Raw genomic sequence first — 22,959 nt, 5'->3', positions numbered from 1 at the left:
CGACGCATCCGGCGCGGCGGGGGTTCAACCCGCGTCTACGCGGCCAAACCGCAGCGCCAGCGCCGGCAGGACGAACAGGTTGAACAGCAGACTGGTAAGCAGGCCGCCGAGCAGGGCTACGGCCATGGGGCCTTCAATTTCGCGGCCCGGCGCATGCAGGCCGAGCGCCAGCGGGAGCACGCCTAGCGCCGTGACCAGCGAGGTCATGACGATGGCGGCGAGGCGGTCGACCACGGCACGCTGCAGTGTGTCGGCGTCCCATGCCAGCCCATGCTCGCGCTGCAACTGGCCGGCGTGGGCGAAGATGAGAATGGCGTTGCGCAGGCTGATGCCCATCAGCGCCAGCAGACCGATGACCGCGCCCAGCGACAACACGCCGCCCACCAGCCAAGCGGCGAACACCCCGCCAGTCCAGGCCGCGGGCACGGACAGCAGCACCAGCAGCACTTGCCGCGTGGTGTTGGATGCGGCCTGGCGTGGGGTGACCGCCGCCGCATTGCCAGCGGTGGTGGCGGCATTGCGCCCCAGCGCCATGGACAACAAAAACATCAGCCCGGCGAACACGCCGAGCACGTCCACCCCCAGCCGCTGCAGCGTGGCGTTGCGCTGCGCCGCATCGCCCTGGAGCTGCAGGGTGACGCCGGGCGGCACTTGAACCTGCGCGCGGATGGCGGCCTGGGCGCGCTGTACGAAGCCGGTGATGTTGGCCGAGGTGGTCGATGCCAGCACCGTTTGCACCCGTTGCCCGCCGAGGTGGCGAATGTCCGACGGGCCACTGGCGGCACTGATGCTGGCCAGCTGTGCCAGCGGGACGAAACCCAGCGACGGGCTGTGGATGAGCAAGTCGCCCAACACCTGCGGGTTGTTGCGTGCGGCGCGCGTCAGCACCACGCGCACCGGCACCGGAACGGAACCGTGGAATACCGTGCCTGCGTTGCTGCCGGCAAAGGCGGTGTGGATGGCCTGTAGCACCGGCAGCGGCTGCAGCCCCCAGGCGCGCAGCGCCCCGGGCTTGAGCGCGATGTCGAACTGCGGCACGCCGGGCGGGGTTTGCAGTTGCACGCCGGTGGCGGTGGGCAGCGCGGCCAGGACCGCCGCAACCCGCTTGGCCACTGCGTCAATCACCGTCAGATGGGTGCCCAGCACCTGCACCACCAGCGGTGCGGCGCCGCCGCCAGCCACGGTGTTGTCCAAGCGCTCGGTGAGAAAGCTGTTGATACGGAAGCTGGCGCCAGCAAAGCCGTCGACCACGTGTCGAATGGCGGTGAGCGCCTGCGCCGAATCGGCCCCCGGCTTGAGGTTGACGTCAAGTGAGCTGCTCTGTGTGCCGGAGGCGTCGGGAGACAGTGAGGCGCGCCCCGTGTGCTGGGCGACCAGGCGCACTTCGGGCAACTGCTCCAGCGCCTTCACCACGCGGGCACCTTCGTCCAGCGAGGCCTGAATGGACGCGCCCGGTGCCAGCCGCATATGCACGATGTACTGCCCTTCCTGCAGCGGCGGCAGAAAGCTGCCGCCCATGCCCCGCGCCAGCAGCGCCGCGCCAATGACGAGCAAGAGCATGATGATGGAAGCCGGCAGCCAGTGCGGCAGCAACCGCCGCAGCAAGGCGGTGTAGCCGCGCTGGGCCACGCGGACCGGGGCGGGGGTGTGCAAGGGCGCTGATGCGGGTATTGACGTGGACGTGCCATGCTGCGGGTTGGTGCCGTCCGGCATGGGGCGGCGCTGACCGCGCTGTGCCAGCAGCAGCGCGGCCAGCGCCGGGGTGACAGTGAGCGCTACCAGCAACGAGGCCAGCACCGCCAGCGCATAGGCTTGCGCCAGCGGCGCGAACAGCCGCCCGGACAACCCCGGCAGCAGCAGCACCGGCACCACCACCAGCAGTACGGCGGCGGTGGCGTACACCACCGCGCCGCGCACTTCCAGGCAGGCGGCGAGGATGACGCGCAGCGGCTGCTGCGGCTGTTCGGCCACGGCGTTGTCGCGTAGCCGCCGCAGGATGTTCTCGACGTCGATCACCGCGTCGTCCACCACCACGCCGATGGCGATGGCCAGGCCGCCGAGGGTCATCACGTTCAGCGTCACGCCCATCCATACCAGCATCGTGATGGCGGCCAGCAGCGACAGCGGAATGGCGAGCGAGGAGATGAGCGCGGCGCGCCAGTCCAGCAGCGTGAGGGCGATGACCAGCACCACCAGAGCAGCGCCCAGCAAGAGCGAGTCGCGCACGTTGTGCATCGCGATGGTGATGAAGTCGGCGGGCCTGAACAGCGTGCCGTGCAGGGTGATGCCTTGCGCTTGCAGACCTGCGCGATGCTGTTGCAGCACGGCCTGCACCGCGCGCGTCACCTGCATGGTGTTGGCGCCGTAAGACTCCTGAATCTTGATGATCACCGCGGGCTCGCCGCTGACGCTGCCCCCGCCGATCGCGGGCAGCGAGGCGTAGGCCACCCGCGCCACGTCGCCCAGCGTCACCACCCCTTGCGGCGTGGCGCGCAGCACCGTGGCGGCCAGCGCCTGCGGCGTGGGCGCGAGACCGTGGCTGACCAGCAGCACGCGCTGCTCGGGCGTGGCCATGAAGCCGCCGCCCAGCAAGCCGGTGGCGTGTTGCGTGGCGGCCAGCACCTCCTGCAGATCGAGGTGAAAACGCTGCAGCGTCTGCGGATTCACCCGCACCTGCAGCGCGCGTGTCTGCTGGCTGAAGATCAGCACGTTGTCCACACCCGGCACCGCCATGAGTTGCGGCCGGATGCGCCATTGCGCAATGGACTGCAAGTCCATCAGGCTGTGGCGCCGCGATGTGAGCCCGGCCATCAGCACCGTGCCGGTGCTGGAGGTCAGCGGAATCAGCTGCGGCGCACCGACGCCCGTGGGCAGATGCACGGTGGCAAGGTGCTGCGCCACGCGCCAGCGGTCGTCCTGAAGCTTGGTGCCCGACTCGAAATACAGCTTCAGGATGGAGATGCCTGGCAGGCTTTTCGACGTCACCTGCTTCACGCCCAGCATGCCGCTGGACGCGGCTTCCAGCGGGTCGGTGACGAGCAGTTCAACCTGCTCGGGCGACAGGCCGGGAGCTTCGGTCTGCACCTTCACCATCTTGGCGGCGAATTCGGGAAACACATCGGTGCTGGCCTGGCGCGAGAAGTTGACCGCCAGCGCCGCCAACATCACGGCCAGCGTCAGCACCACGCCACGGCGATGAATGCTGGCGCCGATCAGCGCCGCCTGCAGGCCACGGGCGCGGGCCATCAGTCGTCGTCCCCGGCGGTTGTGTCATGCGCGGCGGGTTTGGCCTGCGGTTTGGGCGGCGGCGTGAGCAGCAGTCCGGCGCCCTGCGTGACGACGTCCACCGCGCCCCAGCCAGCCTGCAGATAGCCGCCGGCCAAGGCCTCGGCGGTGGAGACCGGGCGGGCGGCGAAGCCGCGCGCGCCCGACGCTGACGCCTTGCCGGCGGCGAACACCAGGGCCCGGCCGTTCGACCACACCACCGCGGACGCCGGCACCAGCACCCCGCGTTGCGCATGCGCGTTGCGTACTTCGGCCGGCAGGCGCAGACCCGGCATCAACCCGGGCGCCGCCGCAACGACGCCGGCATAGCGCAAGCCCTGCACTTCGCCGGAGGCCGCCGCGGCGGGGCCGATGATGGTCAACGCGACGGTGTCGCCGGCCGGCAGGCGCAGCAGAACATGCGCGGCGGCGGGCAAGCGCGTCCCCGGCGGCAGGGCCAGATCCACGATCAGATCGCGCCCTTCGGACAGCGCGCGCCGCAGGGCCGGGTCGTGGGCAAGACGCGCATCCAATGCCCTACCGGCCTCGGTGCGGCGCTGGATGCGCGCCGTCTCCAGCGCGGTTTGCGCCACCATCACATCGGCCCTGGCGGTGTCGGCCGCGGCTTGTGCCTGCTGGACCTCCGCCAGCGCCATGTTCTGCCCTTGCGTGTACAGCCCTTCGGCCTGCTGCGCGCGCAGCTGCGCCAGACGCAAGCGGGTTTGCGCGGCTTGCAGCTGTGCCTGCGCGGTGGCCACCTGCGCTTGCAGGCGCAGCAGCGCCGCGGGGTTTTGCACGCTGGCGGTGGCCGCGAATGCGCGGTTGTAAGTGTTGGGAGCGAGGCGCTCGATCCGCACGCCGGAGCTGGCCTGCTGCGCCGAGGTCCATTGCACGGCCGGCAGGGGTGCGGCTTGGGTCTTGGCCATGGCCGCATTCGGCAGCGAGGCGCACAGCACAAGCGCCAGAGCCATGCACGCCGGGCATGGTTGCGGCAGGCGGAGGCGGATCACGAAGGGAGACCGGTTCATGGTGAAGGGCGGTTCAGGGTGGGGTCTGGCCGGGCAGCCCGCGGCTTTGCGTCCAGCGGGTCGGCAAGTCGGTGGCGAACGGTTTGGGGGTCGTCGGTGAAGGAACGGGATTGCCGGGTCGCGCGGCCGGGTCCGTCCCGAGCCGGTCGGCGGGCAGGGATTGCTGCGCGACATCCTCGAGTTGGGCCAGCGCCCGCCACTGCGTGGCACTGGCTTGCAGCGCCACGCGCTCGGCGGCGATGACGCGCAGCCGGGCTCGCGCCACCGCGAGCGGCCCGAGCCAGCCGCTGCGCAGCGAACTCTCGGCGGCGCGCAGCAAGGCCTGGTCGGCCTGCAGCAATCCGTGCGCCTGCTGCTGGGCGGCGTTCGCCGTGCGCAGATCGACTTCGGCGCGTTCGAGTCGCGCCAGCGCGCGCGCCTGCACCTGCTGCAACTCGGCATGCCGCAGCGCGAGCCGGGCGCGGGCCGCGGCGATCTGGCCCTGGTGCTGGTTGAACAGCGGCAGCGGCAGCGTGGCGGTGGCCGTGAGCCGGTTGGCGCCCTGGTCGCGTTCGAATCCCGGCGCGATGGTGGGCGGGCCGCCATCGCGTTGCGTCAAAGCCAGTTGCAGCGCGGCGCGCGCCGCTTGCTCCCGGGCGGCGGCGGCGCGCACGTCGGCGCGGTGTTCCAGCGCCGCGGTGCGCCAGAGCGCGAGGCGGCTTGCATCCGGCATGGCGGGGGCGTTCCGCATGGTGCTGAAATCCAGTTTCGCGTCGCGCAGGGCCGTATCCGGCACGCCGACCGCCGACGCCAGCGCGATGCGCGCGCTGCGCACCGCGCCCTGTGCTTGCGTGAGCTGCAGGATGGCGGCCTGCGCGGCCTGCTCGGCGCGGGCCGCGGCCAGCGGCGAGACCCAGCCGGCGCGGGTCCGCTGGGAAATGCGGTCTTGCATGATCAGCCGTTCGTTGAGCATGCGCTGGTCTAGCGTCACATTCTGTTCGGCGTTCCACAAGGCGATGAAGGCCAGGCGCACCTGACTGCGCACGGCCCAGCCGCTGGCGGACAACATGAGCCTGGCTGCGCGCACCCCGGCCCGGGCCTGCGCGGTCTGCGCCGCGCGCTGGGCATGCGACACCAGCAACAGGCCGATGGCGGCGCCCACGGTCCAGGGCGAAGGCGCGGCCACCGCGGCCGTGGTGCTGTACTTCATGCCGAGCTGGAGTTGCGGGTTGGGCCATTGCCTGGCGGTCTGCAGGTCGGCCTCGGCCAGTTGCAGGTCGGCTTGCGCCACGCGCACGGTGGGGTGGAAATAGAGCGCGGCCAGGCCCAGGCGGCGCGCGCCCCAGGGCAGGTCGGCGGGCTGCGGCGACCCGGCCTGCAAGGTAAGGAAGCGCTGCAGACCCGGATCGTTCAGGCTGCGATGTTGCAGCGCCTGCGCGCTGGCGGCCGGCGGCGCCACGGGCGGGAGCGCGGGCGCCGCGGCGCAGCCGGCCAGCAGCACGGCCAGCAGTGGCGGGACGGCGCGGACCGCGCCGCGTCGGGGCGAAGCAGGATTTTGCATGCGTGGCATTGTTGGCATGGCAGGCGCACGCCCGCATGAACGCCACATGACGATTTCGTCATGTGGCGAAGGCGCTGAACTCCTATGCTTGAGGCATGCGCATCCTGATCGTGGAAGACGAAGCCAAGACCGCCGCCTACCTGAGGAAGGGGCTGGGCGAGAACGGCTTCGTGGCCGACGTCGCCGCGCGCGGCGACGACGGCCTGCACCTGGCGCTGACCCAGGACTACGACCTCATCGTGCTCGACGCCATGCTGCCGGCGCGCGACGGCTGGAGCGTGCTGCAGGCGCTGCGCGCGCAGCGCCAGACCCCGGTGCTCATGCTCACCGCGCGCGACGGCGTGGCCGACCGCGTGCGCGGGCTGGAGCTGGGCGCGGACGATTACCTGGTCAAGCCCTTCGCTTTCTCCGAATTGCTGGCACGGGTGCGCAGCGTGCTGCGGCGCGGTCCCGCGCGCCAGCCCGAGCAGCTGCAACTGGCCGACCTGACGGTGGACCTCACGCGCCAGCGGGCCGAACGCGGCGGCCAGCGCCTGCAGCTCACGCCCAAGGAATTCCAGTTGCTCGCCTTGCTGGCGCGGCGCGCCGGCGAGGTGCTGTCGCGCACCCTCATCGCCGAACAGGTCTGGGACATGAATTTCGACAGCGACACCAATGTGGTGGACGTGCACGTGCGCCGCCTGCGCAGCAAGCTCGACGAGCCCTTCGCCCAGCCGCTGCTGCACACCGTGCGCGGCGCGGGCTATGTGCTGGAGGTGCGCGGTGGCGGGTGAGCCGCCCGAGGCGGCTTGCTCCTCCCGGCCTGCACCACGCGCGGGGGAAGCCGGTTCGCGCCCTGGCCTTCCGTGGGGCGGGCAGGGGTGGGGAGGGTTCGCGCTGCGCCGCCTGCGCCAATACGGGCTGCCGCCGCGCGCGCTGGCGGCCTGGCTGGCCGCCGCGTTCGCGCTGACCCTGGCGCTCATTTTGCTGGCCGCGAGTTCGTGGATGTACTGGGGGCTGGACCAGCGCATGATCCAGGAGGACCGCGAGGCGGTGCTGCGCAAGCTGGACACCGCCGCGGCCCTGTTGCGCGACCATCCCGCCGACAGCGAGGCGCTGCGCCAGGAGGCCTATCTGCCGCTGCCGCCCGACGCCCCGCGCAACCTGTTCCTGCGCCTGCGCGGCGCGGACGGCCGCCTCGTGCTGCAGACCCCCGGCATGACGACGCAACTCGGCGCCGCGGCCTTCCCGCCGTCCGCGCACGGGAGGCCCCTGCTGCAGCGGGTGACGACACCTGCCGGAGCGCACTACCTCACCGCCCGGCTGGACGTGTGGGCGCGCCCGAGTGCCGCGGCGCCACCCGAGGCCATGCAACTGGACGTGGCGCTGAACCGCAGCACCGAGGCGCGCATCTTGGCCGACTACCGCCTGCGCCTGGGCGGGGTACTTGTGGCGGCCTTGCTGGTGGCCGCGGCGGCGGGTTATGGTATCGCCTGGCGAGGCTTGCGCCCGCTGCGCCACATGGCCGACGCGGCGAGCCGCATCGGCGCGAGCAATCTGCACCAGCGCCTCGACGCGCGCGGGCTGCCGGCCGAGTTGCAGGCGCTGGCGCTGGCGTTCAACGCCACGCTGCAGCGCCTGGAGGAGTCGTTCGGGCGCATTTCGCAGTTCTCGGCCGACATCGCGCACGAGTTGCGCACGCCCATCTCCAACCTGTGGGGCGAACTCGAGGTGGCGCTGGGCCGCCCGCGCGAGCAGGCCGAGTACCGCGAGGCGCTGGAGTCGGCGGTGGAGGAGTGCGCGCGGTTGTCGCAGATGATCCAGACCCTGCTGTTCCTGGCCCAGACCGAGCAGCCCGATGCGGCGCTGCGCCTGGAGGCCATCGACATCGGCCGCGAGCTGGCGGCGCTGGGCGAATTCTTCGAGGCGGCGGCGGCCGAGTCCCAGGTGTTTCTGCGGGTGCGCTGCGCGCAGGGCCTGACGCTGCGCGCCGACCGCATGCTGCTGCAGCGCGCGCTGGGCAACCTCATCGGCAACGCCCTGGCGCATACGCCGGTGGGAGGCGAGGTGGTGCTGTCCGCCGAGCGCCTGGGCGACAAGGTGCGCATCGCCGTGGCCGACACCGGATGCGGGATCGCTCCCGAGCATCTGCCGCATCTGTTCGAGCGCTTCTACCGCGCCGACCCGGCGCGCAGCCGCGAGCGCGGCGGACTGGGCCTGGGACTGGCGCTGGTGCGCAACATCGTGCGCCTGCACGGCGGCGAGGTGGGCGTGGACAGCCGCGTCGGCCAGGGCACGCGCGTGCGGCTGGAGCTGCCGGCGCAGCCCGCCCTGACGCCGTTGGGGTGATGGCCCAGGTCAACAAAACACCCTGCGCGCGCGTTACAGTTGCTCCCTCCACGTTTTCCCGTCCGCCGCGGGTGCCCACGATCATGCGTCGCCAACTCCTGAAAGCCGCCTTGTCCGCGGCCATCGTTCCGGCCCTGTCGCGGCCCTTGTCGGCCTGGGCCGCCTCGCTGCCGCCGGACGTGGTGGTGGTGCTCAATTCGGGCGACGCCACCATCACCCTGATCGACCAGGCCACGCGCCGGCCGGTGCAGACCTTTCCGGTGGGCAAGGAGCCGCACCACCTGATGGCCACGCCCGACAACCGCTCGCTCATCGTGGCCAACGCGGTGGGCAACGATCTGGTGTTCCTCAATCCCGTCACCGGTCAGCCGCAGGGCACGGTGCCGGGCATCGAGGACCCGTACCAGATCGGCTTCTCGCCCGACAAGAAGTGGTTTCTCACCAACTGCTTGCGCCTGAACCGCGTCGACATCTACGCCTACGACGGCAAGACCCTGCGCCTGTCCAAGCGCATGCCGCTGGAGGCGCTGCCCAGTCATATGGCCTTCACCGCGGACAGCCAGATCGCCTTCGTCACCCTGCAGCAGACCAACGAGCTGGCCGCCATCCACCTGCCCACGCAAAGCCTGCTGTGGACCATGCCGGTGGGCGAGACGCCGGCCGGGGTTTGGCTGACGCCGCAGGACCGCGTGCTGCTGGTGGCGCTGACCGGCAGCGACGCGGTGGTGGCGGTGGACTGGCGCGCGCGCAGCATCGTGCGGCGCATCACGACGGGCAAGGCGGCGCACAACTTCCGCTCGCTGGCCGACGGCCGGCATGTGCTGGTGAGCAACCGCATCGCCGACACCATCAGCATCCTCGACATGCAGCAGCTCACCAACGTGGGCGAGATCGCCGGGCTGCGCCCCGGGCCGGACGACATGGAGCTTTCGGCCGACCGCCGCTGGCTGTGGACGACCTTCCGCTTCGATCGCACGGTGGGCGTGATCGACATGCAGTCGCGCAAGCTGGTGGACGTCATCGGCGTGGGTAAATCGCCGCACGGCATCTACTTCTACGATCGCGCGCCGTTCTACGACAACCTGCCCCCGGCCTTGCAGGCGCACGCGCCGCGCCCGGTGTGACGCGAAGGCGCGTGCCATGTTCGACGCCGTCGCGCATGCCGTCTCGGCCCTGCTCGGGCAGGCCCAGACCTGGCTGTTCGTCACGCTGGAGCAGCCGCTGCTCTACCAGCTTCACCTCATGGACTACGACGACCTCGCCTACGACGCCACGCTGTGGTTCGTCGCCGGCGCGGCGCAGATCCTCGCCGTGTACGCCGTCCTGCGTCCGCTCGAGGCGTGGCGGCCCATCGAGCGCTGGCCCGACCGCAAGGCGGCGCGGGTCGACGTCATCTACACCCTCATCAACCGCCTGGGGTTGGTGAGCCTGGTGTTTTTCCTGGCCCTGCAACCGGCCTTCGACAACCTGCAGGAATGGCTGCGCCTGCACGGCGTCGTCAACCTCAACCTCGACGAGCTGCTGCCCGGCATGCGGACCCATCCGCTGCTCGGTTTCCTCATCTACCTCGTGGCGCTGGATTTCGCCGGCTACTGGTATCACCGCTGGCAGCACCAGTTCCAGTGGTGGTGGGAACTGCACGCCGTGCACCACAGCCAGCGTCAGCTCACCTTGTGGGCCGACGACCGCGGCCATCTGCTCGACGACACGCTGCAAGCCGCGTTCTTCGCCGCGCTGGCGCTGGCCATCGGCGTGCCGCCCAACCAATTCGTGCTGCTGGCCATGCTGGGCGGCGCCCTGCAAAGCCTGCAGCACGCCAATGTGCGCATGGATTTCGGCCGGCTGGGCGAGCGCCTGCTGGTGAGCCCGCGTTTCCACCGCCTGCACCACGCCGTGGGCTACGGCCACGAACTCGGCCACGGCAACCGCGCCCGTCTCTACGGCTGCAATTTCGGCATTCTTTTCCCCTGGTGGGACCTGCTGTTCCATTCCGCCGACTTCATGACGCCAACCCAGCCTACAGGCGTGCGCGCCCAGTTGCCCCCGCCCGAAGGCCAGGGCGTGGACTATGGCCAGGGGTTCTGGGCCCAGCAATGGCTGGGCCTGCTGCGCATGGCCGTGCGTATCAGGAACGCGCGGATCTCCGCACGCCGCAGCCGGCCCGAGGTCTCCGGCGTCTGAGCCGGCACACCCACGCAAGCATCAATGCGCATGGCCGTGAGGCGAGCCATGCGCCGGCGTGGGATTCTGGCCATGCGGCGCCGCCGCGCCGCCGCAGCCACACTGTTCGTCGCGCAGTGCGTCGGCACAAGCGCCGGTCTCGATCTGCACCGTGGCGTGGGCGATGCCGAGGTGTTCGCGCAGGCGGTGGTGGATGGAGTGCAGGGTGCCGTCGGCGTCGGCCCCGGTGTGCAGCGCGGCGTGCAGCGTGACCAGGGTTTGCTCGCCCGAGAGCGACCAGGCATGCACATGATGCACCCCGGCGAGTCCGGGCAGGCCGGCGAGTTCGCGGTGCACGCGCGCCTCGTCGAAGCCGGGCGGGGCGCCCTCGAGCAGCACATGGGCGCTGTGGCGCGTGATGTGCCAGCCGGTGCGCAGGATCATGGCCGAGATGAACAGCGACAGCAGCGGGTCGGCCACGGTCCAGCCGGTGAGCAGGATGATGACGGCGGCCAACACGGCGGCGGCCGACCCGAGCAGATCGCCCAGCACATGCGCGCGCGCGCCGCGTTCGTTGAGCGAGGCGCCGCCCGACAGCACCATGAAGACCCAGACATTGGCCAGCCCGCCGGCCACGGCGATGCCCAGCATCCAGCCGGCCTGCACGTCTTCCGGGCGGAACAGGCGCAGCAGCGCCTCCACCACCACCCACACGGTCAGAAGCAACAGTGCCAGGCCGTTGACGAAGGCCGCCAGCGCCGGGCTGCGCTGCCAGCCATAGCTCAGGCGCGCGTTCGCGGGACGGGCGGCGATGATCTGGGCGAACATGGCCAGGCCCAGGGCGGCAGTGTCGGCGGCCATGTGCACCGCGTCCGACAACAGCGCCAGCGAGTTCGCCCACCAGCCGCCAGCCGCCTCCAGCACGGTGAACACCAGCAGGATGGCGAGCGCCCATCCCAGGCGCCGCGCGCTCGCCCCGGCGCCATGGTGGTGATGACCGCCACCCCGCGCATGGTCGTCGTGCGCGGGGCCGTGGTGATGATCGTCGTGGGTTGAAGCCATGATCTGTGCGGAACGGAAGATGGTTGCAGCAGCTGGAAAAGCCTAGCCGATTACACCATGCGCCGATCCCGCGCCAAGATCATGACCGGAGGGCGGGCATGGGCAGACGGCCAAGACGCCGCACGGCTCAACCCGTCATGAAGCGGTAGCCCACGCCGACCTCGGTCAGCAGGTGGCGCGGGCGGGTCGGATCGTCTTCCAGCTTGTGGCGCAGGCGACCCATGTAGATGCGCAGGTAATGGCCATGCTCCACATAGCCCGGCCCCCAGACTTCGCGCAGCAGCTGGCGGTGGGTCAGCACCAGGCCGGGGCGGCTGGCCAGGGCGCACAGCAGGCGGTACTCCATCACGGTCAGGCGCAGGTCCTCGCCGTCGCGTCGCACCAGGCGCCGCACCATGTCAAGCTCTACGCGGCCGAAGCGCAGGGGTTCGCTGGGCGCCGCGTTGCCCGCGGGCGGACGACGCAGCGCTGCGCGCACCCGCGCCAGCAGCTCGGCCACGCCGAAAGGTTTGCCGAGGTAATCGTCGGCGCCCTGGTCGAGCGCGGCCACCTTGGCGGCTTCGGCCAAGCGCGCCGACAGCACGATGAGCGGCGCGCCGCTCCAGCCGCGGAAGTCGCGGATGAAGTCGATACCGTCGCCATCCGGCAGACCCAGGTCGAGGATCACGAGGTCCGGCTTGCGCGTGCCGGCGTCGATCAGGCCGCGCGACATGGTCGCCGACTCGCACACGCGGTAGCCCTCGCCCTCCAGCGCTGCGCGAACGAAGCGCCGTATCTCGGCCTCGTCCTCGACCACCAGGATCAGGCTGGACGGGGTGGTCATGGCAATTCCGGCGAGGTCGGCGGCGCGGCCGTCGGCTCGAGCGCGTGGGCCGCTGGATCCACCGTCGCCGCGGCGGGCGATTTGCCGGTCTCGGCCTCGTGCTCGGCGTCGCCGGCGGGTTCCAGTTGCGGCGCGGTCTGCAGTGGCAGACGCACGCTGAACGCAGCGCCGCCCATGGGCTGGTTCGCCGCCGCGATCGTGCCGCCGTGCGCCTCGACGATGACCCGGCAGATGGCCAGGCCCAGTCCCACGCCCGGAATGGACGATTCGGGTTCGCCCCGTGTGAATTTTTCGAACACCGCACGCTCGCGCCCGTGCGGCAGCCCCGGGCCCTGGTCCCACACGGTGAGGAGCGCTTCGGCTCCCTGCACCTGCGCGCGCACGCCCAGCGGCGTGCCGGGCGGGGTGAACTTCAGTGCGTTGTCCAGCAGATTGACCAGCACGCGCTCCAGCAGCACGGCATCGGCGCGCACGAGCGGAAAATCGGCGGGCAGGTCGATGTGCAGCGGGTGCTGCGCCAGTTGCGCAGGGTCCACCGCACGCAGCGCGCTGCCCACCAGTTCCTCGACCGATTGCCAGTCGTGCCGCAGCGTCACCTGGCCGGACTGCAGCCGTGCCATGTCGAGCAGGTCGTCCACCATGTGGGCCAGTCGCCGGGCTTGCCGCATGATGATCAGGGCCTGGGCATGCAGCGATGCAGCGCTGGCCGTGGCTTGGGTGGCGCAAGGGGTGGCGCACTGGGCGGCGAGTTGCGAGGCCAGAACTTCGGCGGCGCCCACCAGCGAGGTGAGTGGCGTGCGCAGATCGTGCGACAGGGTCGACAGCAGCGAGTTGCGCATGCGCTCGGCCTGCATCGCCAGCAGCGTGTCCTGCGCCACGCTGACGAAATGGATGCGTTCCAGCGCAATGGCGATTTGCGTGGCGCAGGTTTCCAGCAGCCGCCGCAACTCGGGGATGGTGGACAGGCGGGTGTCGCCAGGGTCCACCACCAGCACGCCGCGTACGCGCATGGGCGCCTTCAGCGGCAGGTAGAACAGCGCCGCGCTCGGCAAGGTGTCCGTGCCATGGCCGGCGGGTTCGCCGTGCTGCAGGCACCAGCGCGCGAGTTCGGCGTCGACCGGTAGGGCCGTGCCGGAAGCGGCGTCTGCGCCCGGTTGCAGGCTGTCGTCCATGCCGAGCAGGAGCAGGCTGGCGCGGCAGCGAAAGCTGGCCTGCACCACGCGCTCGCCGATCTCGGCCACCTGGTCGGTGGTGAGCGCGCCGGAAAGCTCGCGCGAGAGTTCGTATAAATCGTGGGTGCGGCGTTCGCGTTGTTCCGCGACCATGGCCTGGAAGTGCAGGTGCGAAGTGAGGTGGCCGATGAGCAGGCCCACACCGAGCATGACGCCGAAGGTGAAGATGTATTGCACGTCGCTCACGGCGAAGGAAAAGCGCGGCGGCACGTAGAAATAATCAAATGCCAACACGTTGACGATGGCCGACAGCGCCGCGGGTCCGCGGCCGAAGCGCAAGGCCACGGCCACGACCCCGAGCATGAAGAGCATGACCGTGTTGGAGAGGTCGAAATAACTGCGCAGCGGACTGGCGAGCAGGGTGATGGCGCCTGAGATGAGCAGCGCGGGTAGGTAGCGCCGCCACAACGCTCCGGCTTGCGGCAGGTCGAAGGCCGACCGCGCCGCCGCAGGGCGCAGGGTCTGCGTTGCGCGGGTGATGAGAATGAGGTCGAGGTCGGGTGCCTGGTGCGCCAGCAGCGCGGTGGTCGAGCGGCCGAGCAGGCGCCGCCACCAGGCCCAAGTGGGCGAGCGGCCCAGCATCGCGCGGTTGAGGTTGTGGGTGCGGGCGTAGACCAGCGCAGCCTCGGCGGCATTCGCTCCGGAGAGCATGGCGGTTTGAGCGCCGAGCTCGCGCGCCAACTGCAGCAGTTTGAGAGCATGATCGCGCCGCGCTTCGTGTCGGCTTTGCAGCGCCGGGGTTTCCACCGTGATGACGTGCCAGCGGGCGTGCAGGGCGTCGGCCAGGCGCGCCGCGGCGCGCACCAGGCTGGCATCGTCGTGTGGTCCCACGCACACCAGCAGGGCTTCGGCGGCATCCCACACCTGGCCGCCCACGCGGCTGCTTCGGTAGTCGCGCATTTCGCCTTCCACCTGCTCAGCGGTGAGCCGCAGCGCGAGTTGGCGCAGCGCCAGCAGGTTGCCCTTGCGGAAGAAGTTGCGCACGGCGTGCGCGGCCTGCTCGGGCAGATAGACTTTGCCGTCCCGCAGGCGCTGGAGCAGCTCGTCCGGCGGAAGGTCGACCAGCACCACCTCGTCGGCCGCCTCGAACACGCGATCGGGCAGGGTCTCGCGCACCTGCACGCCGGTGATGCTGCCGACGATGTCGCTCACACTCTCCAGGTGCTGCACGTTCAGCGTGGTGTAGATGTCGACGCCGCTGGCCAGCAATTCCTCCACGTCTTGCCAGCGCTTGGGGTGACGACAGCCCGGCGCGTTGCTGTGCGCCAGTTCGTCCACCAGAAGCACCGCGGGGTGGCGCTGCAGCGCGGCAGCGAGGTCGAATTCGCGCAGGGTGAGCCGACCGCGGCGGACCTCGCGCAACGCCAGCGGCTCCATGTCTTCCAGCAGTCGCGCGGTGTCGGCGCGGCCATGGGTCTCGACGATGCCGATGCACACGTCCACTCCCTGTTCGCGCAGCCGGCGCGCGGCCTTGAGCATGGCATAGGTCTTGCCGACACCGGGCGAGGCGCCGAAGAAGATCTTGAGCTTGCCGCGATGCGCCTGGGCATCGTTCTGCTGGACCTGGGCCAGCAGCGCATCGGGCGAGAGGCGGGCTTCGGGATCAGTCAATGTGGCGGTCCATGCATGCAGGAATGATGGATGTCCACCCATGCGTGAAAGTGTGAAGCGTCCATGCTGGAATTTTCAACCGTCCATGCGTCGCGTCGTCAGGCCGTCGAGGGCCAGATTCAATTCCAGCACATTCACCCGCGGCGTGCCGAACAGTCCGAGCCAGCGGTGGCGGGCGTATCGCGCGATGAGCGCCTGCACCCGCGCCAGCGGCACATGCCGCGCCCGGGCCACGCGTGCGGCCTGGTATTCGGCGGCAGCCAGGGAGATTTGCGGGTCCAGTCCACTGGCGGAGGCGGTGACGAGGTCCACCGGCACCGCGCTGGTGTCGCCGGGGTCGGCCGCGCGCAGGGCGGCGATGCGCGCCTTCACCGCCTCGATCAAGGCCGGATTGGTCGGCCCGAGGTTGGAGCCGCCCGAGGCCATGGCGTTGTCGGGATAGACGCTGGTGGCCGAGGGACGGCTCCAGAAATAACCGGGCGCGGTGAAGTTCTGGCCGATCAGCGCCGAACCGATGGGGCGGCCTCGCACCGCGAGCACCGAGCCGTTGGCCTGCCAGGGAAACAGCACTTGGGCGAGGCCGGTGACGGCCAGCGGGTAGAGCAGGCCGGTGACCAGGGTGAACAGCAGGAGCAGGCTGATGGCGGGACGCAGGACGGATTTCATGGCTGGTGGCTTGGATTGAGCGATGCAGGGCCGCGTCGCCGGGGGTTCAAGACAGGCCCAGCACGGTCAGCAGCATGTCGATGAGCTTGATGCCGATGAAGGGCGCGACGATGCCGCCAAGGCCGTAGAGCAGCAGGTTGCGGCGCAGCAGCACCGCGGCGCCCAGCGGGCGGTAACGCACGCCCTTGAGCGCCAGCGGGATGAGGACGACGATGATGAGGGCGTTGAATATCACCGCCGCGAGGATGGCCGAGTCGGGCGAGGTCAGGTGCATGACGTTGAGCGCGCCGAGCTGCGGATAGGTGGCGACGAAGGCCGCCGGGATGATGGCGAAGTACTTGGCGATATCGTTGGCGATGCTGAAGGTGGTCAGCGCGCCGCGCGTCATCAGCATCTGCTTGCCGATCTCCACCACCTCGATCAGCTTGGTGGGGTTGGAGTCCAGGTCCACCATATTCCCGGCTTCCTTCGCCGCCTGCGTGCCGCTGTGCATGGCCACGGCAACGTCGGCCTGCGCCAGTGCCGGCGCGTCGTTGGTGCCGTCGCCGGTCATGGCCACCAGCCGGCCCTCGGCCTGGGTCTTGCGAATGAGGTCGAGCTTGTTCTCCGGTGTGGCTTCGGCGAGAAAGTCGTCCACCCCCGCCTCGGCGGCGATGGCGGCGGCGGTGAGGCGGTTGTCGCCGGTGATCATCACCGTGCGAATGCCCATGCGGCGCAACTGGGCGAAACGCTCCTTGATGCCGCTTTTGACAATGTCCTTCAGCTCCACCACGCCGAGCACGCAGGGGTGGCGGGCCGTCCCGGTGTGGACCTGCTCGGCCACCACCAGCGGCGTGCCGCCGCGCCGCGCCACCTCTTCGACATGGCGCACGACGGCGGCGGGCCAGGCGTCGTCCGGAAGACGCGCCGGGTCGTGCCTGCTCGCATCCTCGGGTGGCTCGGCACGCAACGGCTGGCCTGGGGGCGCCAACGCGTCGGCACACCAGCGTTTGATCGCATCGGCCGAGCCTTTGCGGATGCTGCGCCCGGGCAGGTCCACCCCACTCATGCGGGTGTGTGCCGAAAACGCCACGAAGCTGGCCTGCGGGTCGGCCGCGGGCTCGTCCGGCGTGCCGTGCTGCCTTGCCAGCACCACGATGCTGCGGCCCTCGGGCGTCTCGTCCGCCAGCGAGGCCAGGCGCGCCGCGTCGGCCAGTTCGAGCATGCCCACACCCGGTGCGGGCAGGAAGGCACTGGCCTGGCGGTTGCCCAGGGTGATGGTTCCGGTCTTGTCCAGCAGCAGCACGTCGACATCACCTGCGGCCTCGATGGCGCGGCCCGAGGTGGCCACCACATTGGCCAGCAGCATGCGCCCCATGCCGGCGACGCCGATGGCCGAGAGCAGGCCGCCGATGGTGGTGGGGATGAGGCAGACCAGCAGCGCCACCAGCACCGTGAGCGTGACCGGAGCGCCGGCGTGGCTGGCGTTCACGGCGTAGATGGAAAACGGCAGCAGCGTCACCGTCACCAGCAGGAACACCAGGGTCAGCGCCACCAGCAGAATGGTCAGCGCGATCTCGTTCGGTGTCTTGCGCCGCTTCGCGCCTTCAACCAGGCCGATCATGCGGTCGAGAAAGGACTCGCCGGGGTCGGCACTGCAGCGCACCACGATCCAGTCCGACAGCACCATGGTGCCACCGGTCACGGCCGAGAAATCGCCACCGGACTCGCGGATCACCGGGGCCGATTCGCCGGTGATGGCGCTCTCGTCCACCGAGGCCATGCCCTCGATCACCTCGCCGTCGCAGGGCAGCAGGTCGCCGGTTTCCACCAGCACCACGTCGCCGCGGCGCAGGCTTTCGCCGGGTGTCTGCGTCCAGGCGGCGCCGAAGTGCGGCGCGGCCAGCTTCTTGGCGAGCACGGTTTTCTTCATGCCGCGCAGCGATGCGGCCTGAGCCCGCGCCCGACCTTCGGCCAGAGCCTCGGCGAAGTTGGCGAACAGCACCGTGAACCACAGCCACAGCGTCACGGTGCCGATGAACCAGGCCGGCGCCTCGCCATGGCCAGCCAGCGCCTGCACCCACAACGCGCTGGTGAACAGGCTGCCCACATACACCACGAACATCACCGGGTTGCGCCATTGCTGCCGCGGGTCGAGCTTGGCGAACGACTCCAGCAGCGCCGCGCGCATCAGCGCGGGATCGAACAAGGGTAGGGACTTGCGTGTCATGCCATTCTCACTTCCAGAGCTGTAATTGCTCCACGACGGGACCCAGTCCCCACGCCGGGAAAAAGTTGAGGGCCCCCACCAGCAGCAGCACGCCGATGAGCAGACTGATGAACAGCGGGCCATGGGTGGGAAGCGTGCCGCCGCCTGCGGGAATGCGTTTTTTCGCCGCCAGCGAGCCGGCCAGCGCCAGCGTCGGCACCATCACCCCAAAGCGTCCGAACAACATGACCACGCCTAGCCAGCCGTTGTAGAACGGCGTGTTCACCGAGAGCCCGGCGAAGGCGCTGCCATTGTTGTTGGCGGCCGAGGTGAAGGCGTAGAAGATTTCCGAAAACCCGTGCGCGCCGGGGTTTGCCAGGCCCGCCAGTCCCGCCGGAACCACCGCCGCCAGGGCCGTGCCGAGCAGCACCAGCGCGGGCATCAGCAGCACGGCGATGGACACCATCTTCATGTCGAAGGCCTCGACCTTCTTGCCGACGTATTCCGGCGTGCGGCCGATCATCAGCCCGCCGACGAACACCGCCACCAGTGCGAACACCAGCATGCCGGCGAGGCCCGAGCCCACGCCGCCGAACACCACTTCGCCAAGCTGGATCAGCGCCATCGGCACCAGCCCGCCGAGGGGCGTGAACGAGTCGATCATGGCGTTCACCGCGCCGCAGGACGTGGTGGTCGTCACCGCGTCGAACAGCGCCGAGGCGGCGATGCCGAAGCGGGTTTCCTTGCCTTCCATATTGCCGCCGGACTGCAGCACGCTGTGGACCTGGTTCACTCCCAGCGCGGCGATGGCCGGGTTGCCTTGCTGCTCGGCCGCGGCCAAGCCGCTGACAGCCGCCGCGAACACCAGCACCATGGCCGCCAGCAGTGCCCAGCCCTGGCGCGTGTCGCCCACCGCCAGGCCGAAGGTGTAGACCAGCGCCGCGGGAATCAGCAGCACCGCGGTCATCTCCAGAAAATTGCTCAGCGCATTCGGGTTCTCGTAGGGATGGGCCGAATTGGCGTTGAAAAAGCCGCCGCCATTGGTGCCCAGTTCCTTGATCGCCTCCTGCGAGGCCACAGGGCCCATCGGCAGGATTTGCCGCGCCACCGTCACCGTCTGCCGCTCCGCTTGCCCGGCGGCGTCGAGCTTGGGTGCCGTGTAGGTGGTCGCCTGCAGCAGGGTGACAGGCGTGTCGGCGGAAAAGTTCTGGATCACGCCCTGGCTCACCAGCGCCACGGCCAGCAGGAGCGACAGCGGCAGCAGGGCGTAGGCGGTGATGCGATAGAGGTCCACCCAGAAGTTGCCGATTTCGTGCACGCAATGCCGTGCGAAGCCGCGAATCAGCGCGAAGGCCACGGCGATGCCCGAAGCCGCCGAGAGAAAGTTCTGCACCGCCAGCCCCAGCATCTGCGTGAGATTGCTCATGGTGGTCTCACCGGCGTAATCCTGCCAATTCGTGTTGGTGACGAAGCTGATCGCGGTGTTGAAGCTGGAGTCGGGGCTGATCGCGCCGAGCTGCTGCGGGTTGAGCGGCAACCAGCCCTGCAGGCGTTGCAGCGCGTACAGCAGCAGCGTGCCCAGCAGGCTGAACATCATCAGCGCCACGGCGTAGGCGCGCCAACCCATCTCGGTCCTGCGTACGCCGCACAGCCGCAGCAGGCCATCTTCCAGCCGCGCCAGCGGCCCCCAGGCCGGGCGGCCGTCCATGATCCAGCCGAAAAAGCGCCCGAGCGGACGTGCCATGCCCACCACCACCAGTAGCAGCGCAGCCAGTAGCGCGAAGAATTCGGGAGTCATCAAAAATCCTCCGCGCGAAAGAGCGCAACCAGCAGGTAAAGGAGCAGGGCCAACGCGCCCAGGCCGCCGATCCAGTCGAACATGTTCACATCAGTTCCTTTGCAGCAAGCGGTCGCAAAACCACACCAGACCGAGCATGGCGGCGTAGAGCGCAACGATCAGGGCAATCCAGAATCCATCCATGGCGTACGGCGTGTGAGCGCCTCCAGCAGTCCGCGAGCGGCCCCACGATGTGGGCAGGCGCACGCCGGCGCAACCCTGCGTGTCCTGGTGTGTCGGCATGTCGAAAGCGTAGGCAGGCCCGCGTAAACCGGGTGTAAAAAGATGGGGCCGCGGCGGCAACAACGCGATGTCGACGCGGGGTCTTTCATGAGGCGGCGCAGCGTCGCGAGCGCTGCGCGCGGGCAAAACCCGAGGATGGCAAGGTCGAAACTGCCTATGCCTGAAGTGTCCGGGAAAGCCCCCTAAACTGAATGCAACCAAGCCGGGAATGCGGTCCTTGCCCCGCACGCCTCTGGCCGATTGCCGCCAAGCTCCAAAGCCTCAGAACCTTGCATGAAAACCATGACCGAACCCATCCCCGTGACCCGCGAGCAGGCCGAGGACGCCATTCGCACCCTGCTGCGCTGGGCCGGCGACGACCCGGCGCGCGAAGGCCTGCGCGACACGCCGAGGCGCGTGGCCAAGGCTTACAAGGAATGGTTCGCCGGCTATGCGCAGGACCCCACGGCCTACCTGACGCGCACCTTCGAAGAGGTGGCCGGCTACGACGAGATCATCGTGCTGCGCAACATCGAGTTCGAGAGCCATTGCGAGCACCATATGGCGCCCATCATCGGCCGCGTCCACGTGGGCTATCTGCCGCGCAGCCGCGTGGTGGGCATCAGCAAGCTGGCGCGTGTGGTCGACGCGTATGCCAAGCGCCTGCAGGTGCAGGAGAAGATGACGGCGCAAATCGCCCAGTGCATCCACGACACGCTGCAACCCATCGGCGTGGGCGTGGTGATCGAGGCCAGCCACGAATGCATGACCACCCGCGGCGTGCACAAGCGCGGCGTGAGCATGGTGACCAGCACCCTGCTCGGCAGCTTCCGCGAAGACCACCGCACGCGCGACGAGTTCATGCGCCTCATCCGCGATTGAGCGGGCGCGGCTGAAGTTTTCAGCCGGCCGAGAACACGAACATCGATTCGGACGCCCGCAGATTCGGCAGGATGTGCACTTCGCGCCCGGCGTGCACGCCGAAGGCCTCGTGCACGCGCAGGCCGCATTTGGCGGCGAGGCCGGCGAAATCGGCGTGGGTGGCCACGCGCAGATTGGGGGTGTCGTACCACTGGTAGGGCAACTCGTCCGTCACGGGCAGGCGGCCGCCGGCGACGCGCAGGCGGATGCGCCAGTAGGCGAAGTTGGCGAAGCTGGCGATGCCGCTGCGGCCGACGCGGGCGGCTTCGCGCAGCGCGGCTTCGGTGTGGCGCAAGTTGGGCAGCGAGTCGATCAGCAGCACGACGTCGAAGCTGGCGTCGGCGAACATGGACAGGCCCTGTTCGAGGTCGAGCTGCAGCACGTCCACCCCGCGCCTGGCGCAGGCCACCAGCTTGTCGGGATCGATTTCCACGCCTTGCACCGAGCAGCCGCGCGCATCGCGCAGATGGGCGAGCAGGGCGCCGTCGCCGCAGCCCAGGTCGAGCACGCGGCTGCCCGCGGGCACGCGCGCGGCGATGATGTCGAAACGGCTGGTCATGTGGACTCCCTCGCGCTTGGTGCGGTCCCTGCGGGAGGGACTTCGCGCAGGTTCGGGCGGCCGTGCGCCGCGCCCCTGGGCGCGTCCTCCAGGCGCAGATCGCGTGCGATGCGGTCGAAATAGGCGCGCACCATGTCGTGGTAGTGCGGCTCGTCCATCAGGAAGGCGTCGTGGCCGTGGGGCGAGTCGATTTCGGCATAGCTCACCTCGCGCCGGTTGGCCAGCAGCGCGCGCACCAGCTCGCGCGAACGCTCGGGCGAGAAACGCCAGTCGGTGGTGAAGCTGGCGAGCAGGAAGCGCGCCCGCGCCGGGGCCAGGGCGGCGGTGAGGTCGCCGCCGTGCTCGGCCGCGGGGTCGAAGTAGTCGAGCGCGCGGGTCAGCAGCAAATAGGTGTTGGCGTCGAAATAGCCGCTGAACTTCTCGCCCTGATAGCGCAAGTAGCTCTCGATCTGGAATTCCACGTCGTAGCCGTAGGACAGGCCGCCGTTGCGCAGGCTGCGGCCGAACTTGCGCGCCATGGCGTCGTCGCTGAGGTAGGTGATGTGGCCGATCATGCGCGCCACGGAGAGTCCCTGGCGCGGCACCACGCCGTGGGCGTAGTAGTCGCCGCCGTGGAATTCCGGGTCGGTGATGATGGCGCGGCGCGCCACCTCGTTGAACGCGATGTTCTGCGCCGACAGATTGGGCGCGGTGGCGATGGCCACGCAATGCGCCACGCGCGCCGGATGGCGGATGGCCCAGGACAGCGCCTGCATGCCGCCCAGGCTGCCGCCCATCACCGCCGCCAGGCGCGCGATGCCGAGGCGGTCGAGCACGCGGGCCTGCGCGTCCACCCAGTCCTCGACCGTGACGACCGGAAAGCGGCTGCCCCAGGGCCGGCCGGTCGCGGGGTCGAGGCTCATCGGGCCGGTGGAGCCGAAGCAGGAGCCGAGGTTGTTCACGCCGATGACGAAGAAGCGGTTGGTGTCCACGGGCTTGCCCGGCCCCACCATGTTGTCCCACCAGCCGCGCGTCTTCGGGTCGCCGTCATAGATGCCGGCCACGTGGTGGCTGGCGTTCAGGGCGTGGCACACCAGCACCGCATTGCTGTGGGTGGCGTCGAGTTGGCCATAGGTTTCCACCGCAAGTTCGTAGGCGGGCATGGACGCGCCGCTCTTGAGCGCAAGCGGCGTGTCGAAAGCCATGCGGCTCGGGGTTGGCCCGGGTTGCTCGGTGGGTGATGCCATGCGCGTGTCCCAATAAAAAACCGGCAGTTCCTGCTGCGAGGATGTGCAGCAAAACGGCCGGTGGAGCGCGCTGTTTTAGCTGCATTTGTTAAGCGCCCGCAAGCTCAGAGCAAATCGGCGCGTGACCGTAAGTATAGGCTGGCGGGTCGCCGCTTCGCTCGGGGCCGGGTTGCGCGCCGGCGGCGCCTCCGGTTTCACCTTGCAACGTTTGTCACGCGCGCCCGCCTAGCCAGCTTGGTCGCATCGCCGGAAAATCAACCAGCGCCGCCGGCGCCCTGCCAGCCGGGGCCCG

At 69.8% G+C, this 22,959-nt stretch carries 18 protein-coding genes; 5 read left to right on the top strand and 13 right to left on the bottom strand.

Features of this window, described 5'->3' with window-relative positions; translation table 11 throughout:
• Nucleotides 1-24: 24 nt before the first annotated feature.
• From THIARS_RS01770 to THIARS_RS01760, 3 genes are read right to left on the bottom strand one after another with little or no spacing between them, the layout of a single operon-like run.
• Entirely contained in the window at nt 25-3,246 is a 3,222-nt protein-coding gene (locus THIARS_RS01770) for an efflux RND transporter permease subunit (protein ID WP_094159209.1), read from the bottom strand.
• Nucleotides 3,246-4,292, bottom strand: a complete 1,047-nt coding sequence (locus THIARS_RS01765; RefSeq protein WP_141202309.1) for an efflux RND transporter periplasmic adaptor subunit — start codon at nt 4,290-4,292, stop codon at nt 3,246-3,248. Before THIARS_RS01765 ends, THIARS_RS01770 begins: the two co-directional genes overlap by 1 nt.
• Nucleotides 4,293-4,305: 13 nt before the next feature.
• Nucleotides 4,306-5,832: a TolC family protein gene (locus THIARS_RS01760; protein ID WP_186436529.1), complete on the bottom strand. Its 1,527-nt coding sequence runs from the start codon at nt 5,830-5,832 to the stop codon at nt 4,306-4,308.
• Nucleotides 5,833-5,927: 95 nt separating this feature from the next.
• Between THIARS_RS01760 and THIARS_RS01755 the strand changes: the two genes are divergently transcribed.
• From THIARS_RS01755 to THIARS_RS01740, 4 genes are all read left to right on the top strand, one after another.
• The gene (locus THIARS_RS01755; RefSeq protein WP_094159206.1) at nt 5,928-6,605 is read left to right on the top strand and encodes a heavy metal response regulator transcription factor; all 678 of its coding nucleotides are present in this window, start codon (nt 5,928-5,930) and stop codon (nt 6,603-6,605) included.
• On the top strand, nt 6,595-8,160 hold the full coding sequence (locus THIARS_RS01750; RefSeq protein ID WP_245845427.1) for a heavy metal sensor histidine kinase: 1,566 nt from the start codon (nt 6,595-6,597) through the stop codon (nt 8,158-8,160). Before THIARS_RS01755 ends, THIARS_RS01750 begins: the two co-directional genes overlap by 11 nt.
• A gap of 83 nt (nt 8,161-8,243) precedes the next feature.
• On the top strand, nt 8,244-9,284 hold the full coding sequence (locus tag THIARS_RS01745; protein WP_094159204.1) for a YncE family protein: 1,041 nt from the start codon (nt 8,244-8,246) through the stop codon (nt 9,282-9,284).
• Between the two features lie 16 nt (nt 9,285-9,300).
• On the top strand, nt 9,301-10,341 hold the full coding sequence (locus THIARS_RS01740; protein WP_094159203.1) for a sterol desaturase family protein: 1,041 nt from the start codon (nt 9,301-9,303) through the stop codon (nt 10,339-10,341).
• A gap of 21 nt (nt 10,342-10,362) precedes the next feature.
• Here the strand turns inward: THIARS_RS01740 and THIARS_RS01735 are convergent, their stop codons facing one another.
• From THIARS_RS01735 to THIARS_RS01700, 8 genes are all read right to left on the bottom strand, one after another.
• A complete protein-coding gene (locus THIARS_RS01735) occupies nt 10,363-11,382 on the bottom strand; it encodes a cation diffusion facilitator family transporter (protein ID WP_094159202.1) in 1,020 nt (339 codons plus the stop codon).
• 127 nt (nt 11,383-11,509) lie between these two features.
• Nucleotides 11,510-12,205 (bottom strand): two-component system response regulator KdpE, encoded by a 696-nt coding sequence (gene kdpE / locus THIARS_RS01730; protein ID WP_094159201.1) that lies wholly within the window; start codon nt 12,203-12,205, stop codon nt 11,510-11,512.
• A complete protein-coding gene (locus THIARS_RS01725) occupies nt 12,202-15,090 on the bottom strand; it encodes a DUF4118 domain-containing protein (RefSeq protein WP_425444216.1) in 2,889 nt (962 codons plus the stop codon). Before THIARS_RS01725 ends, kdpE begins: the two co-directional genes overlap by 4 nt.
• A 33-nt stretch (nt 15,091-15,123) precedes the next feature.
• Nucleotides 15,124-15,714 (bottom strand): potassium-transporting ATPase subunit KdpC, encoded by a 591-nt coding sequence (kdpC, locus tag THIARS_RS01720; RefSeq protein ID WP_094159200.1) that lies wholly within the window; start codon nt 15,712-15,714, stop codon nt 15,124-15,126.
• Between the two features lie 46 nt (nt 15,715-15,760).
• Nucleotides 15,761-17,923, bottom strand: coding sequence for a potassium-transporting ATPase subunit KdpB (kdpB, locus tag THIARS_RS01715; RefSeq protein WP_094159199.1), 2,163 nt, complete (start codon nt 17,921-17,923; stop codon nt 15,761-15,763).
• A gap of 7 nt (nt 17,924-17,930) precedes the next feature.
• Complete coding sequence (gene kdpA / locus THIARS_RS01710) at nt 17,931-19,700, bottom strand: potassium-transporting ATPase subunit KdpA (RefSeq protein ID WP_094159198.1); 1,770 nt, start codon at nt 19,698-19,700, stop codon at nt 17,931-17,933.
• Nucleotides 19,700-19,783, bottom strand: coding sequence for a K(+)-transporting ATPase subunit F (gene kdpF, locus THIARS_RS01705; protein WP_245845728.1), 84 nt, complete (start codon nt 19,781-19,783; stop codon nt 19,700-19,702). Before kdpF ends, kdpA begins: the two co-directional genes overlap by 1 nt.
• A gap of 7 nt (nt 19,784-19,790) precedes the next feature.
• On the bottom strand, nt 19,791-19,982 hold the full coding sequence (locus THIARS_RS01700; protein WP_094159196.1) for a hypothetical protein: 192 nt from the start codon (nt 19,980-19,982) through the stop codon (nt 19,791-19,793).
• Nucleotides 19,983-20,264: 282 nt separating this feature from the next.
• Between THIARS_RS01700 and folE the strand changes: the two genes are divergently transcribed.
• On the top strand, nt 20,265-20,843 hold the full coding sequence (gene folE, locus THIARS_RS01695) for a GTP cyclohydrolase I FolE (protein ID WP_245845425.1): 579 nt from the start codon (nt 20,265-20,267) through the stop codon (nt 20,841-20,843).
• A gap of 19 nt (nt 20,844-20,862) precedes the next feature.
• On the opposite strand, the gene metW is transcribed toward folE, so the two are convergent.
• The gene (metW, locus tag THIARS_RS01690; RefSeq protein ID WP_094159194.1) at nt 20,863-21,441 is read right to left on the bottom strand and encodes a methionine biosynthesis protein MetW; all 579 of its coding nucleotides are present in this window, start codon (nt 21,439-21,441) and stop codon (nt 20,863-20,865) included.
• Nucleotides 21,438-22,667 carry a homoserine O-succinyltransferase MetX gene (gene metX, locus THIARS_RS01685; protein WP_094159193.1) on the bottom strand — a complete coding sequence of 410 codons (1,230 nt, stop codon included), beginning with the start codon at nt 22,665-22,667 and terminating at the stop codon, nt 21,438-21,440. The genes metW and metX overlap by 4 nt, the downstream gene beginning before the upstream one ends.
• Nucleotides 22,668-22,959 lie beyond the last annotated feature (292 nt).

Origin of the sequence: Thiomonas delicata (genome assembly GCF_900088825.1) — a bacterium.
GTDB lineage: Bacteria > Pseudomonadota > Gammaproteobacteria > Burkholderiales > Burkholderiaceae_C > Thiomonas_A > Thiomonas_A delicata.
The sequence above is the reverse complement of the archived record's forward strand: the minus strand, read 5'-3'. Positions and strand labels throughout refer to the sequence as shown.

What these genes read in the sequence shown, in the direction of transcription:
- THIARS_RS01770 (WP_094159209.1), bottom strand. Translation starts at nt 3,246, where the DNA reads ATGGCCCGCGCCCGTGGCCTGCAGGCGGCGCTGATCGGCGCCAGCATT.
- THIARS_RS01765 (WP_141202309.1), bottom strand. Translation starts at nt 4,292, where the DNA reads ATGAACCGGTCTCCCTTCGTGATCCGCCTCCGCCTGCCGCAACCATGC.
- THIARS_RS01760 (WP_186436529.1), bottom strand. Translation starts at nt 5,832, where the DNA reads ATGCAAAATCCTGCTTCGCCCCGACGCGGCGCGGTCCGCGCCGTCCCG.
- THIARS_RS01755 (WP_094159206.1), top strand. Translation starts at nt 5,928, where the DNA reads ATGCGCATCCTGATCGTGGAAGACGAAGCCAAGACCGCCGCCTACCTG.
- THIARS_RS01745 (WP_094159204.1), top strand. Translation starts at nt 8,244, where the DNA reads ATGCGTCGCCAACTCCTGAAAGCCGCCTTGTCCGCGGCCATCGTTCCG.
- THIARS_RS01740 (WP_094159203.1), top strand. Translation starts at nt 9,301, where the DNA reads ATGTTCGACGCCGTCGCGCATGCCGTCTCGGCCCTGCTCGGGCAGGCC.
- THIARS_RS01735 (WP_094159202.1), bottom strand. Translation starts at nt 11,382, where the DNA reads ATGGCTTCAACCCACGACGATCATCACCACGGCCCCGCGCACGACGAC.
- kdpE (WP_094159201.1), bottom strand. Translation starts at nt 12,205, where the DNA reads ATGACCACCCCGTCCAGCCTGATCCTGGTGGTCGAGGACGAGGCCGAG.
- THIARS_RS01725 (WP_425444216.1), bottom strand. Translation starts at nt 15,090, where the DNA reads ATGGGTGGACATCCATCATTCCTGCATGCATGGACCGCCACATTGACT.
- kdpC (WP_094159200.1), bottom strand. Translation starts at nt 15,714, where the DNA reads ATGAAATCCGTCCTGCGTCCCGCCATCAGCCTGCTCCTGCTGTTCACC.
- kdpB (WP_094159199.1), bottom strand. Translation starts at nt 17,923, where the DNA reads ATGACACGCAAGTCCCTACCCTTGTTCGATCCCGCGCTGATGCGCGCG.
- kdpA (WP_094159198.1), bottom strand. Translation starts at nt 19,700, where the DNA reads ATGACTCCCGAATTCTTCGCGCTACTGGCTGCGCTGCTACTGGTGGTG.
- kdpF (WP_245845728.1), bottom strand. Translation starts at nt 19,783, where the DNA reads ATGTTCGACTGGATCGGCGGCCTGGGCGCGTTGGCCCTGCTCCTTTAC.
- THIARS_RS01700 (WP_094159196.1), bottom strand. Translation starts at nt 19,982, where the DNA reads ATGCCGACACACCAGGACACGCAGGGTTGCGCCGGCGTGCGCCTGCCC.
- folE (WP_245845425.1), top strand. Translation starts at nt 20,265, where the DNA reads ATGACCGAACCCATCCCCGTGACCCGCGAGCAGGCCGAGGACGCCATT.
- metW (WP_094159194.1), bottom strand. Translation starts at nt 21,441, where the DNA reads ATGACCAGCCGTTTCGACATCATCGCCGCGCGCGTGCCCGCGGGCAGC.
- metX (WP_094159193.1), bottom strand. Translation starts at nt 22,667, where the DNA reads ATGGCATCACCCACCGAGCAACCCGGGCCAACCCCGAGCCGCATGGCT.